Origin of the sequence: Streptomyces sp. M-16 (assembly GCF_052114405.1) — a bacterium.
Lineage (GTDB): Bacteria > Actinomycetota > Actinomycetes > Streptomycetales > Streptomycetaceae > Streptomyces.
In genome coordinates, this window is the sequence record NZ_JBFRER010000037.1 from 31628 (window position 1) to 52773 (window position 21146).

Genomic DNA, 21146 nt, shown 5'->3' on the forward strand with positions numbered 1-21146 from the left:
GACCCTAGTCTCCGCATCAAAACGCGACGGCCGGCGCGGGGAGTGGCCCTGTCCTCGGTACCCTCACCGCATGTTCTACATCGCCAATGTCAGCCCTCGCAGTACGGGCAAGACCACGAATTCGACGTGGCTGGGCCACGCGCTGCACGAGCGCGGGCGCAAGGTGATCGGCTACGACGCAGACGACAGTAAGCAGTTCAGCCGATGGCACGCCGCCGGGAGCTATCCCTTCCCGGTGATGCAGGCCGCCAGCCCCGCCTTCCACGTCACCACCCCGCAGCTGATTCCGGCGGGGTACGAGGACGGCATCGGCGTTGTGGACGTGGGCCACCTTGAGGACCACCAGGCCGTCGGCACCTCGGTGCTGCGACTGGCAGACCTCGCCGTCATCAACATCCCGCCGTCCATGAATGAGGTCGAGCGGATGGAGGAGCTCCCCATGAAGGAGTTCATCCAGGACATGGCCGCGTACCGCATGGACAGCAAGCCGCCGGCCACCTGGGTCCTCCTGTGCAAGGCCCCGACCGGCATCAACGAGGTCACCCAGGTCCGCAGGTACCTCCAGAACGAGGGCTACAACGTCTTCACCACCGTGGTGCCGGCCGTGGTGAAGTACATGCGCACCCACGAAGGCTCCACCATCCAGGCGAAAGGCTCGGTCTTCGACGAGCTGGTGACCGAGATGGAGGAGAAGGGGCTGCTCCCGTGAGCAAGACCGATCCGTTCGCAGAACGGGCTGCACGTCGCTCTGGCGGCACCGCCGTGGGCCTTCCGGGCCAGCAGAACACCGGGCTCCCCGGCGTTCCGACCAGCGTCTCCAACGGGCAACCCGTCGTCTTCGCCCAGGGCCGCCCAGCCAAGATGATCACCCTCGCGGACCTCCCGGACCCCGAGGAGACTCCGGAGGCGACCGGCGATCTCAGCGCCGAGGAAGAGGCGATCCTCGCCCTCTGCATGCAGGGCGTCAAGCAGTTCGAGAACGCCTGGTGGGTCATGGGCAAGTCCCTGGCCAACATCAACGGACGCCGCCTCTACCGCAAGACCCACGCCACCTTCGAGGAGTTCGCGAAGGAGGTCTTCGACAAGTCCCGGCCGACGGCATACGAGGAGATGACCTCCTACCGGATCGGCGAGCTTCTGTCTGCACGTGCAGACAAAGCGTTCGAAGAGGATTCGAACGATGTGTCTGCACGTGCAGACATCACCATCGGGAAGAAGGCCGCCGGCGCCCTGAATACGGTCACCAAGGACTATGGCCCCGAGGTATCGGTTGCCGTCCACGAGACCATCAAGGACGCCACAGGCAGGGAGCTCCCCGTCCGCGAGCTCAAGGGTGTCATCAAGCGCCTCCCGCGCAAGAAGGACGAGGAGCTGAGCCAGGAAGAGCTCACGGCCCGGGCCCGCGAGCTCGCCTCCCAGGCCCCCACGGCAGGGCCGAATTCGGCGCCCTCAGCGCTGGACGGCATCCGGGAGGCCGTCTCCCAGCTCGAATCCGCTCATCGCGCTCTCGCCCCCGCCAAGGTCAAGCAGGCCATGGAAGAGGACCCGGTCGAAACCGCTCGCCTGCTGACTGAAGCCAAGAGCAGCGCGGAACAGGCCCTCAACCGGGCAGCCCGAAACTAGGACCAAGAACACGGTGGGGCGGCACCAGGGAACCGGTGCCGCCCCACGTTACGTACTGCCAAAACGACCACCAAGACGCCTGCCTAGGGCGCTTCGTCCTTCTTCGCCTTGCCACGTCGACGTTCCCTGGCCGCCTCGAGCCCGGCGATGATCTGCTCAACAGTGCGCGGCTCTGGCGCCGCCTTCATCGCCTTGCCTACCCCGGAAGTCGGACGCGCCGATTCCGTGCCCAGGATGTTGTACCGGGGGCGCTCTGCTTCGATGGCCCTGATCTCAGCAGACTCAGCCTCGCTTCTGGACGGGAACCACTCGATCTCCCTGAGAGCCACCTGGCCCCACCAGGGTTTTTGTCGCGCATGAGTCTTCCAGCGCTGTCGCGGTACGAAGGCAATACCGACGTAGAGCAGCTGGTCAGACCCGTCGAAGAGTCGGTATAACCCCGTGCGGTCGTCACGCATCCGGTTCGTCTCCCGTCACCATCCACGGGATGCCGAGCGTGCTGGAGATGTGCCGCAGAGCCCGGATGTACTCCTGACGATTCTTGCCGCTCGGCTCCGTCTTGCCCTGCTCCCACATGCTCACGGACAACCTGGAGACATTCAGGATCTTCCCGAAAGCCTCCTGGTTGAGGGCTGCCGCCTTCCGGATCCGCACGCGGTCGCGGGGCGGGGGAAGGTCTGAATCCTGCACGGCGCTCAGGGCCGCGTTCAGCGCGTCGATCATGTCGTCCCCTCTCTCTTCACCAACAGACATTAGCGCACCCCTTTGCATTGGTCCATGCAAGCTCTATGCTTTTACTTGGCAGAGCGGCAACGTGACGCTGTGCACTCACTAAGCAAGGTTCTCAGCACCAAACATCACGGACAACAACCGGGCTCCACCAGTCACGACATGGCCAGGAGGACGCAGTGACCGAGCAGCCGAACCACACCAAGCAGGGCTCCGCCCCCGACTCGACGCGGGAGAGGGGTTCCTCGGCTCCGACGTGGGAGTACGGCGCGCCGGACCTGGGCCTGGGCCCCGTGACGCAGCCGGTGCAGCCGGCCGGTTCCGACGACGCGGCGTTGGACGGGGTGGAGGGCTGATGGCCGCTCGGGTGCCGGCTCCGGTGCGCAAGCTCGTGGACCGCGCCTCGGCGGTCGTGGCGCTGCTGACGGGCCTGGCGGTCGTGCTGGTCCTCGGCCAGCCGCTGGTCCCGGTGGTGACGTTCGCGGCTGGGGCGGTGCTGGCCTACGGCGCCTTCCAGTACGGGATGGCCCAGGCCCTGGGCAAGAAGCGTTCCCGTCGGCGTCCCGTCCGGCGCTGACAGTCCAGATCCGAGTAGAGGGAGATCGTCATGCTGAACCGCATCCGGGATCTGATCACCGAGGTGAAGGACAACAGCCAGATGAGCCGGGACATGGACCAGGCCATCGCGTCCGGGGACCGGGAGGCGATGTCGACGTTCCGGACCGGGACGTTCGCCGCGGCGCTGACCACCGAGGGCCGGGAGGCCCGGGGCCGGGAGGTTGAGGAGTACGCGCGGAAGGTCGTCGAGGCCGACGGTGACGGAGGCCGCTTCCACCGCACCTTCCCCCGCAGGGACCGCGGCTGACGGCTCGCTTCTGACGGTTGCCTGATCCGCTCGCACCGGCCCCCGCTCGCGGGGACGGGTCGGGCGGTGAGGGGGAGCTGTCAGGCACCGGTCTGCCGGGTCTGCTGCTGAGTTTCTGATCGGACTGTCCCGCACTGATCCCTTGGGGGGATTGCTATGTCCATCGAGCGTTCGACTCTCGCCTTCATCACGCTGGTCGCCTCCCTGGTGGGGGCCTGGGCGGCGTGGACGGCTGCGAAGGGCGGGCACGACCCGGTGACGGTCGGGTCGGTCGTGTACGGGGTGGTGGCCGGCGGTCTGGCGAAGCTCTTCGGCGGCGGGGCCACGGTGACCGTGGTCCGGTCGCTGCTCCTGCTCGTCGGCGGTGTGCTCGGCATGGTGGCTTCGCTGCTGCTGGGGCGTTCCGCCGGGATCTATCTGACGCCGACCACCGCCTGACTGCGCGCGGTCGCGACGTGCGGCCGGGCGGTCCCGGTCCGCAGAAATGGAGGCCCAGCATGGCGTTCAAGGCGAAGGACCAGGTGCTCATCGTGTCCTGCGGTGACGACTCCCGGGCGGCCGGAAGGGTCGGCCGGATCGTGGACGAGGTGCCCCCGGGGCCCCGCACGGGAGGCAGGTGGACGGTGGGCGGGATCTCTCCCCTGATCGCTCCCGTCCTGTGCCACGCGCACGAGCTGCGCAAGCTCTGACGACCACCGTCGGCGGCGCTCCCCGTCTGGGGTGTTGCGGCCGGCCTGCAAGTGATCTGGCAACCAGCTGACTCAAGGAGGCGGAATGGCTCTGTTCGGGCCGAGTGTGCGGGTGAAGACCTACCGGATGGGCTGGAGGAGGGGCGCGGTTGCGCCGTTCCTGGAGGCGGCGGCGCCGGTGATGGCGCAGCTGCTGGAGAAGCGGTTCCGGCAGCGGCTGGAGCCGCTGGAGGTGACGTTGACCGTGTCGGACGGGCTGGCGGAGCTGGCCTGCCGGGCGGAGCAGACGTTCGTGCCGGGGTTATCTGGGCGGGTTCGGTCGAAGGCTCTGGACTCGGCTCGGCGGAACGCGCGGGAGGCGTCGGGGCACGTGGTGCTCCGGCCCGGCCGCCAGGGGACGCTGCTGCTGTTGAACGCCGAGGCCGAGGACATGTCGAGCGGTGACCTGCGGGACGTGGCGCGGGTGCTGTGTCACGAGGGCGTGCACTCCGTGCAGATGGGGCGGCCGGGGGTGCGGGAGGCGCGGATCGCGTACGACCGGCACGGCTACGACGTGGAGCTGCTCAGTTCGGGTGCCGTGCAGGCGTACGAGGTGCTGGTGGAGGACCACGAGCGGGAGGCGTACGGGCTGGAGGACGAGCTGGCTGATGAGCTGTTGCGGCGGATGAAGTGATGACGGTTCTCGGAGCCCGAAGGGGGCCCTTGGTGTTGAAGAAGCTGCTCTCGTTTCTGAACCCGCGTACGGCGGCCGTCGAGCCGGTGGCTGTGGTCGCCGGGGTCGGGCGTCCCGTAGTGGTGTGTCTGTGCGGCTCGACGCGGTTCTGGGCGGAGCTCGCCGAGGCGAATCTGCGCGAGACCGCGGCCGGCCGGATCGTCCTGGCCCCGGCGTGCGACATGAAGACGCCGCACCTGCTGTGGGCGGACGAGCGGGACGCCGAGGAGCTCAAGGTGCGCCTCGACGAACTGCACCGGGCGAAGATCCGGATGGCGGACGAGGTCCTGGTGGTCAACCCCGGCGGGTACTACGGCGACTCGACGCGCTTGGAGATCGCGTACGCGCTGAGCCTCGGCCTGCCGGTCCGCTACACCGACTCCCCCGGGCCGGCCCCGGCCGCGACTGCGGCGGCGCCGGTGGCCGGGTCGCGGTCGACGGAGCCGCGGGCGCTCGCCTCGTACGAGCTGGCCGACTGGCCCTGCCCGCACTGCGACGAGTCGGCCGTCGAGGGCACCCACGCATGGAACGACCGCGGGCCGCACCAGCTGCTGAGCGTTCACGTGCTGCGGTGTCCGGCCGGGCACTCCTGGTCCAACCACAACGACGGAGGCTGACGTGGAGCCGCTGCATGGTGCAGCGCGATCGCGCCGGTACGGACCGGTGGGCGGTGACCGACGGCGCCGTGGCCGGTCTGCGGACCTGGACCGCGTCGGAGGCCGGTACGGACTGGCAGTACGTGAGCGACGTCGGGCGTCAGGCCGCGTTCCGGCACACCCTTGGTGAGGCGCTGAGCCTGGCCAAGACGGTCGCCGGGGTCGAGGCCGAGCGGTACCCGGGTCAGGGAGGAGCCGGGCCGGCAGAGCCCGGCTCCGTGAACCGCCTGCTGCGTGGTGTGGCCGGCGGTCTGGACCGTCGGCCACACCACGCGTCCGCCGAAGGTGGGGCTACCGGATGACGTTCACGACGACCTTGACGCCCCCGGCCGTGATGAGGGCGACCCCGAGGGGGACAGAGGCGGTGAGGCCGACGACGACGCCGGCCGTGATGCAGGCCGCGGTCAGGCCGAAGTCCGCCCACTCCAGGGTGCGGCTGGGCTTGGGGATCGGCGGGAGCGAGGTGATGCTGTAGGCGGGGCCTGCGGTAGGTTCGAGCTCGGACACGAAACTGGTTTCCTGTTCTGTTCTGTCTGCAGGCCCTGGAGCTTCTGCTTTGGACGGCTCGTTGCTCCAGGCCTGCTGGACGTCCGCGAGCGGGAAGTCCCCGACCGCCTTGTCCTGCCGGGCTGTTCGCGCCCTGCAGAAGAAATCCTGCGCGACCCCTGATGCCTCGTCGGCTAGAATGGGCGACGGATTGATCCGCATGAGAGCCATCAACTTGTCATCCGAAACTTGATAGTTGAGATGATGCGGCACACATACGGATCAATCCGTAGCGGGGAATCCGTCAAAACTCGTGGATCGAATCAGACATGCGAGACAAACCGTGGTAACTGTGCAGATTCGACGAGATCTGAAGGTGGAGACACGGCTGGGGGCCCTGCGGGAGCTCCGCCGAGAACTCCTCCCCACCGTCAACGAGACCGCCCAGGCGATCTGGAAGGGCGGTACGGTGCCGACCGGCATACGCATCCGGCGGGAGTTCTACCGCCTGCCGGTCAAAAAGGTTGTGGACGACGAGCGCAAGCCGCTCCCCAAGGCCGAGCGCCCCCTGGCCGCGCAGATGATCACACCCAAGGGGCTCACCCTGCGCCTGCAGCTGATGCTGCTGTACGCCGCGCAGTGCGAAGCAGCTCCCGGCAACGCATGGACGAGCCCCTACCCCGTGCAGCTGGAGGCCGGCGCCGACCACTCGCTGATGCGGCTGATGGCCTCCGTCGCCGACTACAAGGGCCCCGGGATTCAGGGCGCTTCCGCCATGGTCAACCGCCGCAGGCAGATCACACAGGCTCTGCTGCAGCTTGAGCGGATGCACCTCATCCGCCCGACCCGTGGCCCCGGCCGTGCCCGGCAGGGCTACGAACTCCTGTCGGAAACCGGCAAGAGCACCGTGGCCGAGTCCATCCCGTACACCGTTCCCACGGAGACCGAAGCCTTCATCGAGCTCCCGCCCGAGTTCTTCACCCAGGGCTGGATCCACGTCCTCACCACGAGCGAGATCGTCGCCCTGCTCATGTGGGTCGACACACTCACCTACCACGCCACCCTGGTCGAGTCGGAGCAGTTCCCCATCAGCCATGTCCCGAGCGACGTGCGCCTCGGGCACTACGGACTGGGGCGTGACGCGTACGAGACCCATCAGCCGTTGGACTCGTTCCAGCTGATCGACGTGATCCGGCCTGAAAAGCGCTACGTGGACGGAAAGTGGTACGGGTACGCGGAGGACAGCAGCGATATGTACTGCCACCGTGTCGCTCTCGTACCCGGCGGCTTCGCGCGTGACGCCGGAGAAGTCGTCCAGGACGTAGTGCAGCGCCGTGACGCCACCAACGTCTGGTCACGCCCTCCCAACGCTCCTGATCGCCGGTTTGACCGCATCCGGTTCGTTGATCCTCTGCTTCCGTCCCAGGACGGCTCCTGAAGCTCCGTACCAGCGTCGAAAAGCGGGTGACCAACTGCGGCGGGACGCGGGAAGGAAGTCCGCTCCAGTCGCGTGGTGGCACCGTTGTTGCGGTCAGGGCTTGCTGGGAACCATCCGTGTCATGACGAGCTACGTGCCCTCGCCCGACGAGGTATCCGCCGCGCAGACCGCAAACGGTGGCTGGACCAAGAAACAGCTTGCCGAGTGGGGAGTTCCGTGGCCTCCTCCGTCCGGCTGGCGCAAACACCTCGAAGAGAAGTGGAACGGCGAAGACGTCGCCCCGTTACCGCGCCAGGAACCTGACCAGGACACGCTGTTCTGACCATCGCTGGCACCGGTTCGCCGAGGCCCATCCCTTCAAGGTTGGGCCTCCTTGCTGTGTGCTTCAGATGTCGCTGGTGTAGGCGTCGACGCGTTCCATGTGGTTGGCGGTCCGGGGTTGTCCTTGGTCGTCCGTGCAGGGCTGGCCTGCGGGAGCGGGGCAGCGGGGGCACGGGATGGTGCGGACCTGGTGGCGTGAGGGCCGGAGCGGGCGCGTCGTCTGGCCGGCCACCTGCGGGACGGGGAAGGCGTCGTAGCGGGCTTGGTGGAACGCGACGACGCGTTCTTTGTGGTTGGCCGTGCGGGGGATGCCCGAGGTGTCGACGCACTGGAAGTCCGGTTCTGCCTCGCAGCGGGGGCATAGGACGGTGCGGACGTCGTCCGAGGTGGGGTTGCGGTTCTGGCTCCGCAGCTGATCGGTGAGGGCCGCGGCTACGTTTTCGTGGCCTCGGGCGATGGGGTGGGCGCGGTTGAGGTGGTTGCGCAGGGGTTCGGGGCCGGGGTGGGGGCTGGCGATGCAGACGGGTTCGTGGCGGATGCGGACGGTGTCGGTGGGGTCGGTCCAGCCGAGCGGGAGGGCGATGCCGTTGCCGTTGACTCTCCAACGGAGTTCTTCGGGTACGAGGTGGGTGGGTGCTTCGCGGACGTCGAGGACGACTTCTTGGCCGTCGTGGTCCGGGTAGCCCTGGACGGAGTCTCCGCACCGCCAGCAGTGGCCCAGGCGGCCGAGGTCGGCGTATTTGCTGCTCACGGCGCGCACCCTATTGGCGGCCGGCCGCCGGGGCCGAATGGTGGTGTGCGTGTGGGGGATGCCGCGTTGCTGAGCGGTAGGTGGGCGCCGGGGGAGGCTTCGGCAGGTCCTGCCCGCGCGCGCCTTGAGGCAAGCGGAGTCGCGGCTTGGGGTGCTGCGGTTGCCTWTGGGCAACCGCAGCACGTCAACGGCTCTCTGCGGCAAGGTGCTGCGCGTGGCGAGGGTGGTGGCGGGAGCCGCGGCCGAGCGGTACCGGTCCCGGGTCCCCGCGGGCCGGATAGGGGGTTCGCCGTGTGGGCATGACGGTCCTGACCGTTGGGGTGCTCGTCTCTCGGGCGGGCTTCGTTGAGGGAGATGCGTGAACCTGTTCAAGTCGGTGTCTGAACAGCTGGCTGCGGCCAAGGAGCGCAGGGAGCGGCGTGCAGAGGAGGCGGCACGGCAGAGTGCTGCGAGGGAGGAGTTCGAGGGTCGTCACCGGTTACGTCTGTCGACGGCCGCAGCGGTGTCTTCGGTGGTGATCGTCTGCCATGAGGACACCTGGGCGTTCGTGGAGAGGTTGGTGTTTCCTACGCCGGGCACCGGGTTCCACATCCCGTTCCATGGGTCGGTCGACTCGCAGCATTTCCCTGGGGAGCGGTGCCGTGTTGACCGGGGCACCGGGATGGCCACGGTGACGTTGTCGGGGCCTCACCTGGTGCGGTGTCTGACGATCTTCCGGGCTGTTCTGGCGGCAGGCGCTGACCATGTTCTTCAGGACGCCCAGCGGTACGCAATGTCAAAGCGCCTGTATGCCCGGTTCTCCAGCCTGGTGGACTCCATCGATCCTGACACTTCAAGCGGTGCGGTTCCCCGCCTGGTGATCGACGCGGGTCTGGAGAGTGACGGCAAGGAAGCCGACCCCGTGGCGTAGGCGGCGAACTGACGGGTGTTCGATGTGGAGGGCTGTCCCAAAGGGTCAGCCCTCTCCCTGTTGAACTACGTCTGTGTCAGGGAGTGGGTGTTGGAGTCCTGGCCCGGGATGTGGGCATGGGCATTCTTGCTGGTTTCGCATATTCACATGCCATATCGCTGTCACACTGGTGATTCCGGTTATCTCCTGGCCAAAGGTGGTCAGCGACGACGGGAGCCAGATGACCGAAGATCCTCCCCCCGACCAACGCCGACGCTTCAACTCCTCTGAGCGAGTCGCCCTTTACCTGGCGGCCGACGGGCAGTGCACCGAGTGCGGACAGCCCCTCGAACCCGGCTGGCACGGCGATCACGTACGGCCCTACTCCGTCGGCGGCGCCACTGACGTCACCAACGGCCAAGCGCTTTGCCCCACCTGCAATCTGAGCAAGGGAGACCGCTTCGTGGAACTGCGTGTGTGGCAGGAGGAGGCGCTGCGTCGCTTCCTGAAGAACAACGACGACTTCCTCGCGGTGGCGACGCCTGGCGCAGGCAAGACGACGTTCGCCCTGGTCGCCGCCGAGAAGCTGATGGACCGGCATGAGATCGAGAAGATCATCGTGGTGGTCCCCACGTCACATCTTCGAAAGCAGTGGGCGGAGGCCGCCAACCGGCTGAACATCAAGCTGGACCGCTCGTTCTCCAACGGGCAGACCGTCTACGCGAGTGACTTCGACGGTGTCGCGGTCACGTACGCGACGATCGCGGCGCAGCCGCTGCTGTGGCAGCGGATGGTGAGCCGCAAGCGGACGCTGGTCGTCTTCGACGAGATCCATCACGCGGGAGAGGACGCCAATCTCTCGTGGGGTGCGGCGCTGAAGCAGGCGTTCGACGGGGCGGCCCGGCGGATCCTGCTGTCCGGCACGCCGTTCCGGTCGGACGGCCGGCCCATTCCGTTCGTCAGCTACGACGACCAGCGGAAGTGCGTGCCGAGCTACAACTACGACTACGGCACCGCTCTTCGTGACCGGACCGTGGTCCGTCCGATCGCCTTTCCGGCGCTCGATGGGAACGTGCGGTGGCGGGATGCCGGCGCGATCATCTCCACCGACCTTGCCGACACGGACGAGAAGACCCTCACGAATGCTCTGCGGTCCGCGCTGGACCACGAGGGGAAGTGGATCGGGTCGGTGCTGCGGCGGGCCGACGAGGAGCTGAGTCTGCTCCGCCAGGAGGTTCCGGACGCCGGCGGTCTGGTCGTGGCAGCTGACCAGTACAAGGCGCGGCAGTACGCGGCGCTCCTGGACGCCATCACCGGTGAGAAGACGACGGTCGCGATCTCGGACGATCCGGATGCCTCCGACCACATCACGCGGTTCGGCAAGGGCACCTCGAAGTGGATCGTCGCGGTGCAGATGGTGTCGGAGGGCGTCGACATCAAGCGCCTCGCGGTGGGTGTGTACGCGTCCCGGACGAAGACCGAGATGTTCTTCCGGCAGGTGGTCGGCCGCTTCGTCCGTATGCGGTCGCCCGAGGATGAGACGACTGCCACCCTCTTCATCCCGTCGATCCAGCCGCTCCTCAAGTACGCCCAGGACATCGAACGGACCGTCGAGGCCGTCCTGGCCGAGCAGGCAAAGGCCGCCCGGGAGCTGCGGGGTGATGGGACCCAGACGACGCTGCAGCTCGATCTCGTGCAGCCCATCGACTCCAGCGAGGCTCTCCACCACTCGACGGTCTACGGCGGGCAGTCCTACAGCGAGGACGAGCTCATCCGCGCCAAGAACGTCGCCGAGGCCGTCGGAGCTCCGCCGACGATGACGCCGGCGCAGATGGCCTCGGCTATCCGCATGGTCACCGGCGGGAAGCTCTTGACCACGGCGACGGCCACGATCCCTGCTCAGCCGTCTGCCGAACCTGAGCAGGACCTCACGGCGCAGAAGACGGATGTCCGTCGTGTGATCAAGCGCCTCGTCGCCCAGCTCAGCCGCATCACGGACACTCCTCACGGGCTAATCCATCACCAGCTCATCCAGCAGTTCGAGGGACCGATCGCGACGGCCACCCTGGAGTCTCTGAACAAGCGCGTGGATGTTCTCGAACGCCAGCTGCGGAACGCCCGCGGGCGCTAGCGGGTGCGGGGGACGCCTCCGGCACACCGGCGTCCCGCCTCTTGGAGGCCAGCCTCGTCAGGGGCTGGCCTCCTTCGTCGTACCGGCTCCTCTGCGAGAGGGGGCCGTGACGGCACCCAGTTGCCTGGGGGCAGCGACAGCAGTTGTGTCGGATGACCCCTTCTGGCTGGTGAGAGGCACATCGTGGGCTTGTACGAGGACATGAAGACCGTGACGCTGTCCAACGTCGTGGACGACGATCCGGAGCTGGTCGAGTCGATCGATGTACCGGGACGGTTCCTGGCCCGAGATGACCGGGTGATCACTCTCACGGGATGCTGGAACTACTCCTTCAACAGCAGTGAGAAGCGGCCTGATCAGGTTCTCTTCCAGGTTGGGGAGATGTTCTACCCCTGGCATCGGATCGAGTCGATCGGGGACACGTTCGACTCGGTCGGCAACTTCGGGGAGGAGGAGCTCTCGGTGTGGGCGCGCGAGAAGGGGCTGGACGCCGAGGAGATCCGGCAGATGGAGAAGAACTTCCGGCACTTCCAGGGCTGAGGTGCGCGCGCAGCCGGCCCCGTCCGAAGGGTGGTTGGTGCTGGCCCGGAAAAATCTTGAGGCCCTCTTCAACCTGAGGAGGGCCTCCAAGCCTGTAGTAGGCAGGGCTGCGGCAAGGGGCTGTGGCGCGAGGCAGGCGGAGTCGGCCAGTGAGCGTTGAGGTTCTGACCGCGGTGGGTGTCCCTGTGCTGCTTGGGCTGGCGGGTCTCATTCTCCGGTCCCGGAGGGGTAGTTCGAATCTCTGGGATGTTCTGCACGAGCTGGCGAGGGGCCGGGTGAAGGCCGGGCTGGAGCGTGAGCGCCGGGCCACCCTGGTGGTAATGCTGGAACGGCTGCCGGGGGCCGGGCTGCGGGTGGAAGATACGGCTCAGGGGCGCCGTACCGTCATCGCCGGAGACACCGTCGAGAACGGATCCCATTGAGCGGGCGGCATGAGGGCAAGGGGGAGTGAGTGGCGCCGACCTCGGTGGAGTTCGCGCGGTTCTTCACGCAATGGGATCCGCATGTCCGGCGGTATCTGATCTGGTTAGAGGGTGATTCGGGAGTGCTTGATGACGCGGCACAGGAAACGATGATCGCCGCGCACCAGTACTGGGACCGGGTCTCCTCGTTGGAAAATCCCAAGGCGTGGCTGTTCAAGGTGGCCCAGCAGCGTTTGAGCAAAGCCCGGACTGCGCGGCTACGACACGGCATCAGCACCGACCCTCATGAGCTGCCTGGGAGGGTGGGCCACCGTGATGGGCTGGCTCAGCGCGAGGAGCGGCTCACGATCCTGGACGCAGTCCGCAAACTTCCGCAGCAACAGGCCACCGCGATCGCTCTCCAGCTCCAGTTCGACCATCCGCTCAGCGAGATCGCGGAGATCATGGGCATCTCAACCGGTTCGGTGAAGACCCATCTCCACCATGCCCGTGCCACCCTGGAAACGCTTCTGACAGATGTGGACGGAGCTGCCTGATGAACATCGAAGACAGGCTGCAGAACGCCGCTCGGGCGGTCGGCGAGTTGTGGAGCGATCCCGTGGACACAGCGGAGCGATTGTGCCGTGTTCAGGAACGTCTCGCCCAGCAGCCAGTGCCGACGCCGGTGGAGAGCACACTCCATCGCGCCACGCCCCCTAAGCCTTCCGCCGGCGAACGGCCGCTTTCCGAGGTCGCCTTCCTCACCGTCGCCGAGGTCGCCAGTGTCATGCGGGTCTCGAAGATGACGGTCTACAAGCTGGTACACAACGGGCATCTCCCCGCCGTCAGAGTCGGGCGGTCGTTCCGCGTGCCCGAGAACGCAGTGCACGAATACCTTCGCGAGACATACTGCGAGGCTGAGGCCCTGTAGCCGGGCCAGCTATGCGTAGCCCTGGCCGAGCTGGAGCATCGGGACGAGGACTGCGGCCGCGTCGCACCGGTCGCACGCCTCGGCTCCGGGGCGGAGCATGGCGTCCAGTGCCTCGTCGATGCCCAGCTCGGCTCCGCCGTCGGCAGCGAGGCCGCAGTCGTGATCGTGGATGGTGAACCCTCGGCCGCCGGGCTTGGGCCGTTGCACCCAGCCCCAGCGGGCGGGTGGCGGCTCGTGTACGGCCCGATGGGTCGGGACGACGGAAAGGTCGACGCCCTTGATGGGCTCGAGCTGGTCGGCGGTGACCCAGGTGCGGAACTCCATCGCTGCGACGTCGCCCTCGCCGTCGTATTGCCAGATGGGTGCGCCTATGCGGTAGAGCCATGGGCCGTCGTCGTCGCGGCGGCGCTCGTAGAGCCGGACCTGGAGGCGCTGCGGCCGTCGGGCAGCAGCATGGTGATCGGGGCCCAGGGCTCGGGCTCATGCCACGGGTCGTGAACCGTTCCGGTCACTCACGCCGCCTCCACCCATCGCCATGCGCGGGCCTGCCGGCGCAGCTCGACCTGGGCGGCCTGGGAGCGGCCCGGCCGTGCCCAGTAGGGGTGGGTCCAGATGGCGCGGTCGAGGTCCAGGAGGCGGCGCCAGTGGACGGTGGTGCCCGCTCCTGGGGGCTGGCGGGCCATGTTCTCGTAGATCTGTAGCCAAGCCCTTTCCAGTGCAAGCAGGCTGTCGGGGAAGCGGATGGACCTCATCCACTAATTCAATCAGGTGTTCGATTATTCGCGCGAATACTGCGCCCTCTGACCCCAGCTGGTCGGCAGCAGTTCCGAGCTCACTCTTCCACCCTGAAATGTGGAGGTTGAGATAGAACGATACTTTCGAGGCATGCAGCTCGCGATCGACGTTCAGGGGGCGTCAGGGGGGACACTCCGGACCTGGCTGTTCTTCGCTGTTGCAGCGATCAGCGGGGCCGTCTCCCTCGTCTACGGATGCCAAACGGACCCTGATGGACCGAACAGGCGGCGACCGTTCGGCTTGCTGAAGACGGGCTTGTGGTCGGTGACGACGATTCTTCTGACCGCGGTCCTCGTAGCTGCCATCGCTGGGCCATGGCCAGCCGCAGCCGCTGCGGCCGCATCTGCAGGCGCGCCAGCCGCGATTCATGGAACAAGAGCTGCAAGGACAGCCCCGACAGAGGGCATGCCCGTCTCGGGAGTCCCGGGGTGGGTACGCAAGCTGCTGGCTTTGCTGCACAAGAAGGTGGACCGCCGGATGCTGGCGGACCGGCAAGACTGGATCAACAGTCAGTGCGCCAGGGGATTTGACCGATTCAACCCGCACGCTGCCTCGGCCGTCGCTTTCGCCCAGGCGCTGTACGACAAGTTGTCCGACCACATCCCTGATGACCAGTCGGATGCACGCAAGAAGCTCAAGGGGATCCTGTCGTCGATCGAGAAGGCAGACATTCAGGCTGCCAACTGCAAGACGGGGATGCGCACCACCATGCGGAACCTACTCGGTCTGGCCTACGACTGGGGGTACGACAAAATTGACTTGTTCGCGCACTAGTACCGAGTCGGAGGCTGGCTCCCGTGCAGGGCTTGGGCTGTCCGGTGCTTCCGAGACGGCATCAACTGTTCCCGGGTCCATTGGTCGGTTGACGAGAGCTCGACCAGGGTCGTTGGGGACGAGGTCTATTTCGAAGTGGGCGTCCAAGGCGGCTGCGACCGCCGCCAGTGAGCGCAGGGTGAGATTCGCGTCCCCAGACAGGATCTGGCTGACGCGGCTTTCCGTGACTCCTAGGTCCAAGGCCAACTGGTTTTGCGCGACCCCGTACCGCTCCAGAAACCATTCGATCGTGGCCGCGACATCCCGAGGCAGCCGACCAAGCTCCACTGGCAGACGGCCTTCCAGCGCCTCCGTCGCGTACTTTTTGGCATTGCGCGGCCCCATGAACAACTCCTCCGGTGGCAGTGTCGTGGGAGGCACTTTAGACATAGCTAAACCCGCACATCAAACAGTATGTTCCCGTGTTACCAATTTGTGCATTTTTTGACTTGGACCGAGGCTCCGCGTGTGGGTGACTCGATCCACGTCAGCGAGCCTGGCCTCCTGGTCTTGGACACCACCCGCCGGGACTAGGCCACTGTGCGGGCCGCGGCGGAGGACCTAGGGTCGCTGCTGGGCTACCTGCGGCACTCCGAGTATCCGGCGCGTACCAGGCGAGCCCAGGGTGACCGCACGGCTGTACGCCGATCTCCGGCGCTGTGCTGACTCGCCCGGAACCACGTAACCCCGCCCAGCTGCTTGGTGCGACGCCGTCGGTCAGATTTACCTCACCGCCGCGTACATCCGCGGGTGCGAGGCTGGAGGCAGGGGGCACGAGCAGGAGGTTCCGATGCGGCCCGTCTGGAGCGGCGCGATCAGCTTTGGCCTGGTCACCGTGCCTTGTAAGGTCTGGCCAGCCACCGAGTCGCATGACGTCGCCTTCCGGCAGATCCACCTCGCCGACGGCGGCCGGGTGCGGGTACGGAAAGTGTGTGAGCTCGACGGCCAGGAGGTCTCCGCAGCCGAGATCGTGCGCGGCTACGAGACCGCGACCGCGGTCATCCCCGTCACCGACGAAGACCTCGACTCTCTGCCCCTGCCGACCGCCCGCACGATCGAGCTCGCCGGGTTCCTGCCGGCCGCCATTATCGATCCGGTGCAGATCGGGGTGGCGTACTACCTCTCTCCGGACGGGCCTGCGGCTCTGAAGCCGTACGTGCTGCTCCGCAAGGCCCTGGAGCGCTCCAGCCGGGTCGCGGTGGCGAAGTACTCGATGCGCGACCGCGAGCGCCTGGGCCTCCTTCGGGTGGTCGGCGATGTGATCGCCTTGCATCAGATGCGGTGGAGCGATGAGATCCGTCCGGCCGACGCGGTCCCCGCCCCGGCCGTGGAAGTGACCGACGAAGAGATCGACGCTGCCGTCGAGCTCGCCGCCGCTCTGTCGTCCGGGTTCGACCTTTCCGAGCAGCGCGACGCCTACCGTGACGCCGTCGAGGAGGTCATCGCGGCGAAGGAGGCTGGCCGCCAGGTGGAGCCGGCCAAGGAACCGGTCACTGCGGCCAAGGTCGTCGATCTGATGGCCGCGCTCCAGCAGTCTGTACGCAACGCACGCGCAGCCCGCGGGGAGAACGCTGCGCCCGCCGAGGTTCACGACCTTCCCTCGGCAAGGAAGACGTCGAAGAAGGCCGTGAAGCCCGCGGCGGGCCCCACGAAGAAGACGGCGGCGAAACGAAAGCCGCCGCACAGCGCCTGAACAGAACGGCTGCGGCCCTGTAACCAGCGTCTGGTTACGGGGCCGCGGTGTGAGGGGGAGCGGACTACCGCTCGGCCGGTGCCTGCCTGGTGGTGGGTGCGGTGAGGGCTTGGTGGTGGCGGGTGGCCACGGTGTTGGGGCCGAGGGCCAGGCCGTCGGGGGTGAAGTGGGGGGCCGGGAGGTGTCGTTCGAGGGCGGGGAGGTAGTTCCAGCGCAGGCCGGAATGGGCGGAGTGGGCGTAGTGGTGGAGGTCGCCGTAGGGGAGCCAGGTGGCGGCGGCCACTGCGGCGAGGATGCGGTTGCGGGGGTACAGGCGCAGGCAGCGGCCGGCCTCGATGTGGGCCTGGGTGCCGGTGCGGTGCTCAGGGTCGAACCAGGTGTGTTCGACGATCAGGCTCCACCAGGCGAGCAGCGGGTAGAGCAGCAGGCGCGGCACGAGCCAGCCCGCGATGACGCCGGTCCATCCAGCGGCCAGGTAGGCGGCGGCCGGGACGGCGAGGAGCGTGGCGAGACGGCCGTGGTGCCCGCGCAGGTCTTGGGCGAGCGTGGCGAGGGTGGCGGCGACCCCGGCGGGGGTGAGCGGGCGGATCAGGGCGAGGGCGAAGCGGGCGGGGGTGATCCCGGGGCGCAGGCCGGCCTGGTGGAGGTCGGTGAGGTTGGGGTCGCCGGTGAGGGTGGCGGCGGGGTGGTGGTCGCGTACGTGCCGTTGGTGGCGCAGCTCGACGGGGACCAGGCCGAGGGGGTGGTGGGCGAAGGTCTCGGCGAGGAGGCGGTTGGCGCGTCGGGTGCGGGCGAGGACGCCGTGGATGGCGTGGTGGCTGATCTCTTGCAGGTGGCGGAGCTGCACGGCGATGCCGACGGCGGCCGCGGTGGCGAGGACGGGGCCGTTGGTGGCCAGGAGCCACCATCCGGTGATCTGGATCCACTGTCCGGCGAGCAGCAGGGCCGGGGTGAGGTTGTTGGCGCGGGCGCGCTGTAGGGCGAGGAGTTCCGTGGCGGGGGCGGTGTGCGGGGCCTGGTGGGCGAAGTGCGTGCGGTCGGCCTGGCGCAGGAGTATCCCGGCTGTGATCAGGGATAAGGCGGCGAGCATAGATGGATCCCGTGGGACGGGGGTGGGCACGTCTCCCACCCGACTCCCACGCACAGTACATCTAGTGCACTAGTTGCATGGCGCGTAGTGCCATCTCGTGCTGTGACGCGGGGGAGGGGTGGCTGGGCGGGCTGGGATACTGGGGGCTGACACCTGACGATGAGGACGGACGGCATGCCTGAGGACGAGCTCGCACAGGGCGAGATCGCGGCCCTGACCCGCCGCTACGAGAACAACCTGCAGATCCTCCGTGGGGACATCGCGGGCCTCGACAACCGCCTGATGTCGGTGGAGCACTCCGTCACGGGCGTCCGCAACGATGTGCACGAGCTGCGCGAGGCATTCGCGGGCGAGGTGCAGGCCCTCAGCGACAAGATGGACCGCAACCAGGCGCAGATCGTCGAGCTCCTCACGCAGCTGGTCGGCAGGAACCCCGGCCAGTAACGAACGATCGGCGCCCGCGGCGCCTGAAGTACGGCAAGGAAGAAGGGACCGCGCCCGGTGGGCTGCGGTCCCTTCTTCGTGCTGCGGAGCGGGTAAGAGTTCGTGCAGAGTCAGGAGTCGGGCAGGGCTGCAGCGGGGGTTTCGGCCGGCGGCGTCACGTTCTGGGCGAAGGGCTGCGCAGGCTCCGGGATTCGTTGCTCGCCGGGCCAGACGAACCCATCAACTTCGGCAGCCACGAAGCGGCGGTCCTTGAACAGGAATGGGCCGGTCGCGACGACCTCCGCTGAGGCGGCACCTTCTTCACCTCGTGCAATCAGGACAGTGGTGTCGAAGGAGTAGACGACCCTTTGCGCCCAGGTCGTCTCCTCCGGCTGGACGACGGAGTACGTCTGTTCCCCATGCCAGCGAAGACGGGCGCTGAACCAGATCCGCTCGCCGACCTTGTATGCCTTGGGCTCCATGACCTCATCGACCCGCAAGTCCGGCCCATTGGAGAAGATGATCGATGCGGTCTGGAAGTTGAGAGGCATGAGCGTGCGGAGCGCGTGCAGACCGTGCGTGTGGTCGGCCACGGCCATTCGTACGGACGCACCCCGCATGATCCTCTCGACCTCCTGGACAGGAGCGGGGAACGGCTCGGCCAACTCTTCGAGCAGCTGCTTGATGCCGCTGTGCATGAGACGAAGGCACGTGGACGACTCGCCGAGCCTGTTCTGCGCCTCGTCGGCCAACGCTGGATGAAAGCCGTCGGCTGAACCGAAGTCCTTGTCGTAAGAGAGGAACCAAAGCTCCTTCTGGGTCTCGGCCGCGGCGAGAAGGGTGAGCCAGATCGCCGTGTCACGAGCCCCGCGTGCCTTGACCTTGTTCTTGCCGTCCGTCCATACCTGCTCGGCCGGCGGCATTCGGTGAGCTTCCCTGCGCAGAGCTTCCTCTGCTGCACCGGGAGGGGAGGGCAGGATGGTGAACACCTGCTCCAGCGAGGCCCGGTACTTTTCGACCGCGTCACGGACCGAGAGCGCGCGGACTGGGGCGAGCAGGTCTTGGTGGAAGGCGCCGCTGAGTGCTCCGAGTGCGGTGTGGGCCGCCTTGAGGTTCAGCTCTACTTCGTGCTGGTGGTGGGCTACCAGCTCGGTCGCGACCATCTCCGGGATGGCCAGCGCACGGCCGCGGAACGACGCGATCTTACGGATCATGCCGAGAGCCGGCCCGTGGGGGAAGAAAGACTTTGAGAACTGGTTGGTATCGAGAACGATCACAGGTTCCCCCACGGTGCGGACGGACGATGAGGATCTACAGGCTGGCGACGGTGGCCGTGATGCGGGTGCCGTCCCAGGTACTGGCGTCGAGCATGGGGCGGGCGGTGGCCTCGTAGGTCTGGAGGACGCGGGGGGCGGAGTCGGCTCCATGGCCCCACACGCTTTCGAACCTGCCGGACCAGCGGCCGACGCCCTTGAAGTAGACGGAGGAGCGGCCGCGGTTGTAGTCGGCGTCGCCCTGCTCCTCCTCGACCAGGGCTGCGGCGCCCGCGAAGATGACGACGTCGACGGCCTGGTCGGCGCGCAGGCGGTCGCGGACGGCGAGGCCGCAGGTAACGCCGAGGTCGCGGTGCTGGCCGATGAGCTCCAGCAGGGAGCGGGCGAATTCCTCCTTGGCGAGGTCGGCGGCCCAGACGATGAACAGGCGGTCGATGCGTCCGCCGGCCTCGGTGAAGCGGCGGTTGGCGGCGATGTACTCGCGGCGGCCGGTGAGCAGGGTGGGGTTGGTGGTGAGGTCTGCGGCCAGGATCCGCTGGGGCTGGGACTGGGCCTCGGTGATGGTGTTGACCAGCAGGACGGACAGGCGGGGCACTTCTGAGGCGTAGACCCGCAGGTGGCCGTCGGCGATCTCGCCGTAGTCGGAGATGAGTTCGGCTTCGAGTTGTGCACGGACCCGGTCGTAGTACGCGGCGTCATCCATGGCTTTGAGGTTATTGGCCCGGCGCAGCGGGATGAAGTTCTTGCGCACCCACAGGTGGCCTGCGGCCAGGACGATGATAAGGACGGCCTGGATGGCGAGCAGGGCCTTGAGGTTGACGCGGTCGACGGCCCAGCCGACGACGGGGACTACCAGGCCCACGATTCCTATGGCCGTGCCGAGGGCTGGTGACCCTAACGCGGCGGTGGCCCGGCTGAGCGGATCACGGCGTACAGCCTCGGACATGGTCGGCTCCTCCCCCAGTCCGCCGTCCGGTCGGGCGGCGGGTCGTGATTCCTCGGGGCCGAGGAATCGGTGTATCCGGATGGTCATCGCTCCCGGTTCGCGGCGTGCGTGGTCACGCGGGCGACGCGGTGAGGGCGATGTCGTAGTCGATGTCCCAGCGGTCGGCGGGGACGAGCAGGTCCGCGGTCTCCACCGGGCGGTTGTCGCCGTCGTAGAAGGTGCGCTCGATCAGGGTGGCCAGGGTCCCGGCGGGAACGCCGAGCTTCTGGGCCTGGTCGCGGTCGACCTGGACCGGGCGGGGCCGTTCCACGGTGCGCGTGATGGTGATGTCCAGGTGGGCCATGCGGTCGAGGACGCTGCGGCCGGCGAAGGGTCCGCCGTCGGGCAGGACCACGACGGTGCCGCCGGTGATGGCCATCGGTTCCCAGCTGATCGCGGTCATCACGGGCTGGCGGTGGGCGTCGAGGAACTCGTACTCGGTGCGCACGCACGGGTCGCCTGCGGTGATGGCCAGGCGGGCGGCGATGTCTGTGGGCGCGGGGGTTTTGGCGGTGCTGTGGGCGTCCCAGGTCGAGATCCCGGCCGGAGCCAGGGGGACCGGCGGGGTGCCGGGAGCGGGGCAGCGCTGCATGTGCAGGCGCGGGCGGGGGGCGCGCACGTAGGTGCCGGCGCCGGGACGGCCCTCCAGAAGGCCCTCGGAGATGAGCGTCTCCTGTGCCTTGCGGATGACGTTCTCGCCCTCGCCGAACTCGGCGCCGAGCTGGGTGCGGGAAGGGAGGCGGTGGCCGGGGGGCCAGGTGCCGTCGGTAATCCGCTCGCGGAAGGCGTCGGCGACGCGCTGGTAGCCGGCCGGGGTGCTGTCGGCCATGGTTCTCCTCGCCCGGGAAGTGCTGACTGCCGGTCAGTGCCGGTGTGCCGCAAGCGGAGTGGCGGCAGGCGCCCGACTTTGG

General features: G+C 67.7%; 31 protein-coding genes and 1 pseudogene. 21 read left to right on the plus strand and 11 right to left on the minus strand.

Going from position 1 to position 21146, the window contains the following annotated elements; genetic code table 11:
• Positions 1–70 precede the first annotated feature (70 nt).
• A complete protein-coding gene (locus AB4039_RS19065) occupies positions 71–709 on the plus strand; it encodes a ParA family protein (RefSeq protein WP_442271277.1) in 639 nt (212 codons plus the stop codon).
• Complete coding sequence (locus AB4039_RS19070; protein ID WP_442271278.1) at positions 706–1623, plus strand: hypothetical protein; 918 nt, start codon at positions 706–708, stop codon at positions 1621–1623. Before AB4039_RS19065 ends, AB4039_RS19070 begins: the two co-directional genes overlap by 4 nt.
• An 83-nt stretch (positions 1624–1706) precedes the next feature.
• Here the strand turns inward: AB4039_RS19070 and AB4039_RS19075 are convergent, their stop codons facing one another.
• Both AB4039_RS19075 and AB4039_RS19080 read right to left on the minus strand, forming a co-directional pair.
• The gene (locus AB4039_RS19075) at positions 1707–2081 is read right to left on the minus strand and encodes a GIY-YIG nuclease family protein (RefSeq protein ID WP_442271279.1); all 375 of its coding nucleotides are present in this window, start codon (positions 2079–2081) and stop codon (positions 1707–1709) included.
• Entirely contained in the window at positions 2074–2346 is a 273-nt protein-coding gene (locus AB4039_RS19080) for a helix-turn-helix domain-containing protein (RefSeq protein ID WP_442271280.1), read from the minus strand. Before AB4039_RS19080 ends, AB4039_RS19075 begins: the two co-directional genes overlap by 8 nt.
• Before the next feature lie 185 nt (positions 2347–2531).
• Between AB4039_RS19080 and AB4039_RS19085 the strand changes: the two genes are divergently transcribed.
• From AB4039_RS19085 to AB4039_RS19120, 8 genes and pseudogenes are all read left to right on the plus strand, one after another.
• Positions 2532–2708 (plus strand): hypothetical protein, encoded by a 177-nt coding sequence (locus tag AB4039_RS19085; RefSeq protein ID WP_442271281.1) that lies wholly within the window; start codon positions 2532–2534, stop codon positions 2706–2708.
• Positions 2708–2929, plus strand: a complete 222-nt coding sequence (locus AB4039_RS19090; RefSeq protein WP_442271282.1) for a hypothetical protein — start codon at positions 2708–2710, stop codon at positions 2927–2929. The genes AB4039_RS19085 and AB4039_RS19090 overlap by 1 nt, the downstream gene beginning before the upstream one ends.
• Before the next feature lie 30 nt (positions 2930–2959).
• On the plus strand, positions 2960–3217 hold the full coding sequence (locus tag AB4039_RS19095; RefSeq protein WP_351921200.1) for a hypothetical protein: 258 nt from the start codon (positions 2960–2962) through the stop codon (positions 3215–3217).
• 156 nt (positions 3218–3373) lie between these two features.
• Entirely contained in the window at positions 3374–3655 is a 282-nt protein-coding gene (locus AB4039_RS19100) for a hypothetical protein (RefSeq protein WP_266581849.1), read from the plus strand.
• 59 nt (positions 3656–3714) lie between these two features.
• Complete coding sequence (locus AB4039_RS19105; RefSeq protein ID WP_442271283.1) at positions 3715–3906, plus strand: hypothetical protein; 192 nt, start codon at positions 3715–3717, stop codon at positions 3904–3906.
• An 85-nt stretch (positions 3907–3991) separates the two neighbouring features.
• The gene (locus tag AB4039_RS19110; RefSeq protein ID WP_442271284.1) at positions 3992–4579 is read left to right on the plus strand and encodes a hypothetical protein; all 588 of its coding nucleotides are present in this window, start codon (positions 3992–3994) and stop codon (positions 4577–4579) included.
• Positions 4579–4995: pseudogene (locus AB4039_RS19115) on the plus strand (hypothetical protein); the annotation flags it as partial. The gene AB4039_RS19110 and the pseudogene AB4039_RS19115, both read left to right, overlap by 1 nt.
• 254 nt (positions 4996–5249) lie before the next feature.
• Positions 5250–5576 (plus strand): hypothetical protein, encoded by a 327-nt coding sequence (locus tag AB4039_RS19120; protein WP_442271285.1) that lies wholly within the window; start codon positions 5250–5252, stop codon positions 5574–5576.
• On the opposite strand, the gene AB4039_RS19125 is transcribed toward AB4039_RS19120, so the two are convergent.
• Positions 5566–5781: a hypothetical protein gene (locus tag AB4039_RS19125; RefSeq protein ID WP_442271286.1), complete on the minus strand. Its 216-nt coding sequence runs from the start codon at positions 5779–5781 to the stop codon at positions 5566–5568. The two genes, AB4039_RS19120 and AB4039_RS19125, sit on opposite strands and share 11 nt — an antisense overlap.
• Before the next feature lie 331 nt (positions 5782–6112).
• On the opposite strand from AB4039_RS19125, the gene AB4039_RS19130 reads away from it, so the two are divergent.
• Positions 6113–7198 carry a hypothetical protein gene (locus AB4039_RS19130; protein ID WP_442271287.1) on the plus strand — a complete coding sequence of 362 codons (1086 nt, stop codon included), beginning with the start codon at positions 6113–6115 and terminating at the stop codon, positions 7196–7198.
• A 121-nt stretch (positions 7199–7319) separates the two neighbouring features.
• Complete coding sequence (locus tag AB4039_RS19135) at positions 7320–7520, plus strand: hypothetical protein (protein ID WP_442271288.1); 201 nt, start codon at positions 7320–7322, stop codon at positions 7518–7520.
• Positions 7521–7583: 63 nt separating this feature from the next.
• Here the strand turns inward: AB4039_RS19135 and AB4039_RS19140 are convergent, their stop codons facing one another.
• Entirely contained in the window at positions 7584–8270 is a 687-nt protein-coding gene (locus AB4039_RS19140) for a zinc finger domain-containing protein (RefSeq protein WP_442271289.1), read from the minus strand.
• A 358-nt stretch (positions 8271–8628) separates the two neighbouring features.
• Between AB4039_RS19140 and AB4039_RS19145 the strand changes: the two genes are divergently transcribed.
• From AB4039_RS19145 to AB4039_RS19170, 6 genes are all read left to right on the plus strand, one after another.
• A complete protein-coding gene (locus AB4039_RS19145) occupies positions 8629–9180 on the plus strand; it encodes a hypothetical protein (RefSeq protein WP_442271290.1) in 552 nt (183 codons plus the stop codon).
• 196 nt (positions 9181–9376) lie between these two features.
• Positions 9377–11290 (plus strand): DEAD/DEAH box helicase family protein, encoded by a 1914-nt coding sequence (locus tag AB4039_RS19150; protein WP_442271291.1) that lies wholly within the window; start codon positions 9377–9379, stop codon positions 11288–11290.
• Positions 11291–11491: 201 nt separating this feature from the next.
• Positions 11492–11830, plus strand: coding sequence for a hypothetical protein (locus AB4039_RS19155; RefSeq protein ID WP_442271292.1), 339 nt, complete (start codon positions 11492–11494; stop codon positions 11828–11830).
• A gap of 149 nt (positions 11831–11979) precedes the next feature.
• Entirely contained in the window at positions 11980–12252 is a 273-nt protein-coding gene (locus tag AB4039_RS19160) for a hypothetical protein (protein WP_442271293.1), read from the plus strand.
• A gap of 29 nt (positions 12253–12281) precedes the next feature.
• Complete coding sequence (locus AB4039_RS19165; RefSeq protein ID WP_442271294.1) at positions 12282–12788, plus strand: RNA polymerase sigma factor; 507 nt, start codon at positions 12282–12284, stop codon at positions 12786–12788.
• Positions 12789–12916: 128 nt separating this feature from the next.
• Positions 12917–13162 carry a helix-turn-helix domain-containing protein gene (locus AB4039_RS19170; RefSeq protein ID WP_442271315.1) on the plus strand — a complete coding sequence of 82 codons (246 nt, stop codon included), beginning with the start codon at positions 12917–12919 and terminating at the stop codon, positions 13160–13162.
• A 9-nt stretch (positions 13163–13171) separates the two neighbouring features.
• Here the strand turns inward: AB4039_RS19170 and AB4039_RS19175 are convergent, their stop codons facing one another.
• The gene (locus AB4039_RS19175) at positions 13172–13486 is read right to left on the minus strand and encodes a DUF6233 domain-containing protein (protein WP_442271295.1); all 315 of its coding nucleotides are present in this window, start codon (positions 13484–13486) and stop codon (positions 13172–13174) included.
• Positions 13487–13674: 188 nt separating this feature from the next.
• Positions 13675–13914, minus strand: a complete 240-nt coding sequence (locus AB4039_RS19180; protein WP_442271296.1) for a hypothetical protein — start codon at positions 13912–13914, stop codon at positions 13675–13677.
• 133 nt (positions 13915–14047) lie between these two features.
• Between AB4039_RS19180 and AB4039_RS19185 the strand changes: the two genes are divergently transcribed.
• Positions 14048–14731: a hypothetical protein gene (locus tag AB4039_RS19185; protein ID WP_442271297.1), complete on the plus strand. Its 684-nt coding sequence runs from the start codon at positions 14048–14050 to the stop codon at positions 14729–14731.
• On the opposite strand, the gene AB4039_RS19190 is transcribed toward AB4039_RS19185, so the two are convergent.
• Complete coding sequence (locus AB4039_RS19190; RefSeq protein ID WP_442271298.1) at positions 14675–15160, minus strand: helix-turn-helix transcriptional regulator; 486 nt, start codon at positions 15158–15160, stop codon at positions 14675–14677. The two genes, AB4039_RS19185 and AB4039_RS19190, sit on opposite strands and share 57 nt — an antisense overlap.
• Positions 15161–15560: 400 nt before the next feature.
• On the opposite strand from AB4039_RS19190, the gene ku reads away from it, so the two are divergent.
• Positions 15561–16463, plus strand: coding sequence for a non-homologous end joining protein Ku (gene ku, locus AB4039_RS19195; protein WP_442271299.1), 903 nt, complete (start codon positions 15561–15563; stop codon positions 16461–16463).
• Between the two features lie 64 nt (positions 16464–16527).
• Here ku and AB4039_RS19200 read toward each other — a convergent pair whose 3' ends face one another.
• Positions 16528–17553 (minus strand): fatty acid desaturase, encoded by a 1026-nt coding sequence (locus AB4039_RS19200; protein WP_442271300.1) that lies wholly within the window; start codon positions 17551–17553, stop codon positions 16528–16530.
• A gap of 174 nt (positions 17554–17727) precedes the next feature.
• On the opposite strand from AB4039_RS19200, the gene AB4039_RS19205 reads away from it, so the two are divergent.
• Positions 17728–17997 (plus strand): hypothetical protein, encoded by a 270-nt coding sequence (locus tag AB4039_RS19205; RefSeq protein WP_442271301.1) that lies wholly within the window; start codon positions 17728–17730, stop codon positions 17995–17997.
• 110 nt (positions 17998–18107) lie between these two features.
• Here AB4039_RS19205 and AB4039_RS19210 read toward each other — a convergent pair whose 3' ends face one another.
• The 3 genes from AB4039_RS19210 to AB4039_RS19220 form a co-directional block, all read right to left on the minus strand.
• Positions 18108–19253 (minus strand): PIN domain-containing protein, encoded by a 1146-nt coding sequence (locus tag AB4039_RS19210; RefSeq protein ID WP_442271302.1) that lies wholly within the window; start codon positions 19251–19253, stop codon positions 18108–18110.
• Between the two features lie 34 nt (positions 19254–19287).
• Positions 19288–20196, minus strand: coding sequence for a hypothetical protein (locus AB4039_RS19215; protein WP_442271303.1), 909 nt, complete (start codon positions 20194–20196; stop codon positions 19288–19290).
• A gap of 112 nt (positions 20197–20308) precedes the next feature.
• Positions 20309–21064: a GntR family transcriptional regulator gene (locus AB4039_RS19220; protein ID WP_442271304.1), complete on the minus strand. Its 756-nt coding sequence runs from the start codon at positions 21062–21064 to the stop codon at positions 20309–20311.
• Between the last annotated feature and the right edge of the window lie 82 nt (positions 21065–21146).

Bases quoted from the DNA above. Each gene is read 5' to 3' on its own strand.
- AB4039_RS19065 (WP_442271277.1), top strand. From the start codon at position 71: ATGTTCTACATCGCCAATGTCAGCCCTCGCAGTACGGGCAAGACCACG.
- AB4039_RS19075 (WP_442271279.1), bottom strand. From the start codon at position 2,081: ATGCGTGACGACCGCACGGGGTTATACCGACTCTTCGACGGGTCTGAC.
- AB4039_RS19080 (WP_442271280.1), bottom strand. From the start codon at position 2,346: ATGATCGACGCGCTGAACGCGGCCCTGAGCGCCGTGCAGGATTCAGAC.
- AB4039_RS19090 (WP_442271282.1), top strand. From the start codon at position 2,708: ATGGCCGCTCGGGTGCCGGCTCCGGTGCGCAAGCTCGTGGACCGCGCC.
- AB4039_RS19095 (WP_351921200.1), top strand. From the start codon at position 2,960: ATGCTGAACCGCATCCGGGATCTGATCACCGAGGTGAAGGACAACAGC.
- AB4039_RS19100 (WP_266581849.1), top strand. From the start codon at position 3,374: ATGTCCATCGAGCGTTCGACTCTCGCCTTCATCACGCTGGTCGCCTCC.
- AB4039_RS19105 (WP_442271283.1), top strand. From the start codon at position 3,715: ATGGCGTTCAAGGCGAAGGACCAGGTGCTCATCGTGTCCTGCGGTGAC.
- AB4039_RS19110 (WP_442271284.1), top strand. From the start codon at position 3,992: ATGGCTCTGTTCGGGCCGAGTGTGCGGGTGAAGACCTACCGGATGGGC.
- AB4039_RS19120 (WP_442271285.1), top strand. From the start codon at position 5,250: ATGGTGCAGCGCGATCGCGCCGGTACGGACCGGTGGGCGGTGACCGAC.
- AB4039_RS19135 (WP_442271288.1), top strand. From the start codon at position 7,320: ATGACGAGCTACGTGCCCTCGCCCGACGAGGTATCCGCCGCGCAGACC.
- AB4039_RS19155 (WP_442271292.1), top strand. From the start codon at position 11,492: ATGAAGACCGTGACGCTGTCCAACGTCGTGGACGACGATCCGGAGCTG.
- AB4039_RS19175 (WP_442271295.1), bottom strand. From the start codon at position 13,486: ATGGAGTTCCGCACCTGGGTCACCGCCGACCAGCTCGAGCCCATCAAG.
- AB4039_RS19180 (WP_442271296.1), bottom strand. From the start codon at position 13,914: ATGAGGTCCATCCGCTTCCCCGACAGCCTGCTTGCACTGGAAAGGGCT.
- AB4039_RS19185 (WP_442271297.1), top strand. From the start codon at position 14,048: ATGCAGCTCGCGATCGACGTTCAGGGGGCGTCAGGGGGGACACTCCGG.
- AB4039_RS19190 (WP_442271298.1), bottom strand. From the start codon at position 15,160: ATGTCTAAAGTGCCTCCCACGACACTGCCACCGGAGGAGTTGTTCATG.
- ku (WP_442271299.1), top strand. From the start codon at position 15,561: ATGCGGCCCGTCTGGAGCGGCGCGATCAGCTTTGGCCTGGTCACCGTG.
- AB4039_RS19200 (WP_442271300.1), bottom strand. From the start codon at position 17,553: ATGCTCGCCGCCTTATCCCTGATCACAGCCGGGATACTCCTGCGCCAG.
- AB4039_RS19205 (WP_442271301.1), top strand. From the start codon at position 17,728: ATGCCTGAGGACGAGCTCGCACAGGGCGAGATCGCGGCCCTGACCCGC.
- AB4039_RS19215 (WP_442271303.1), bottom strand. From the start codon at position 20,196: ATGTCCGAGGCTGTACGCCGTGATCCGCTCAGCCGGGCCACCGCCGCG.
- AB4039_RS19220 (WP_442271304.1), bottom strand. From the start codon at position 21,064: ATGGCCGACAGCACCCCGGCCGGCTACCAGCGCGTCGCCGACGCCTTC.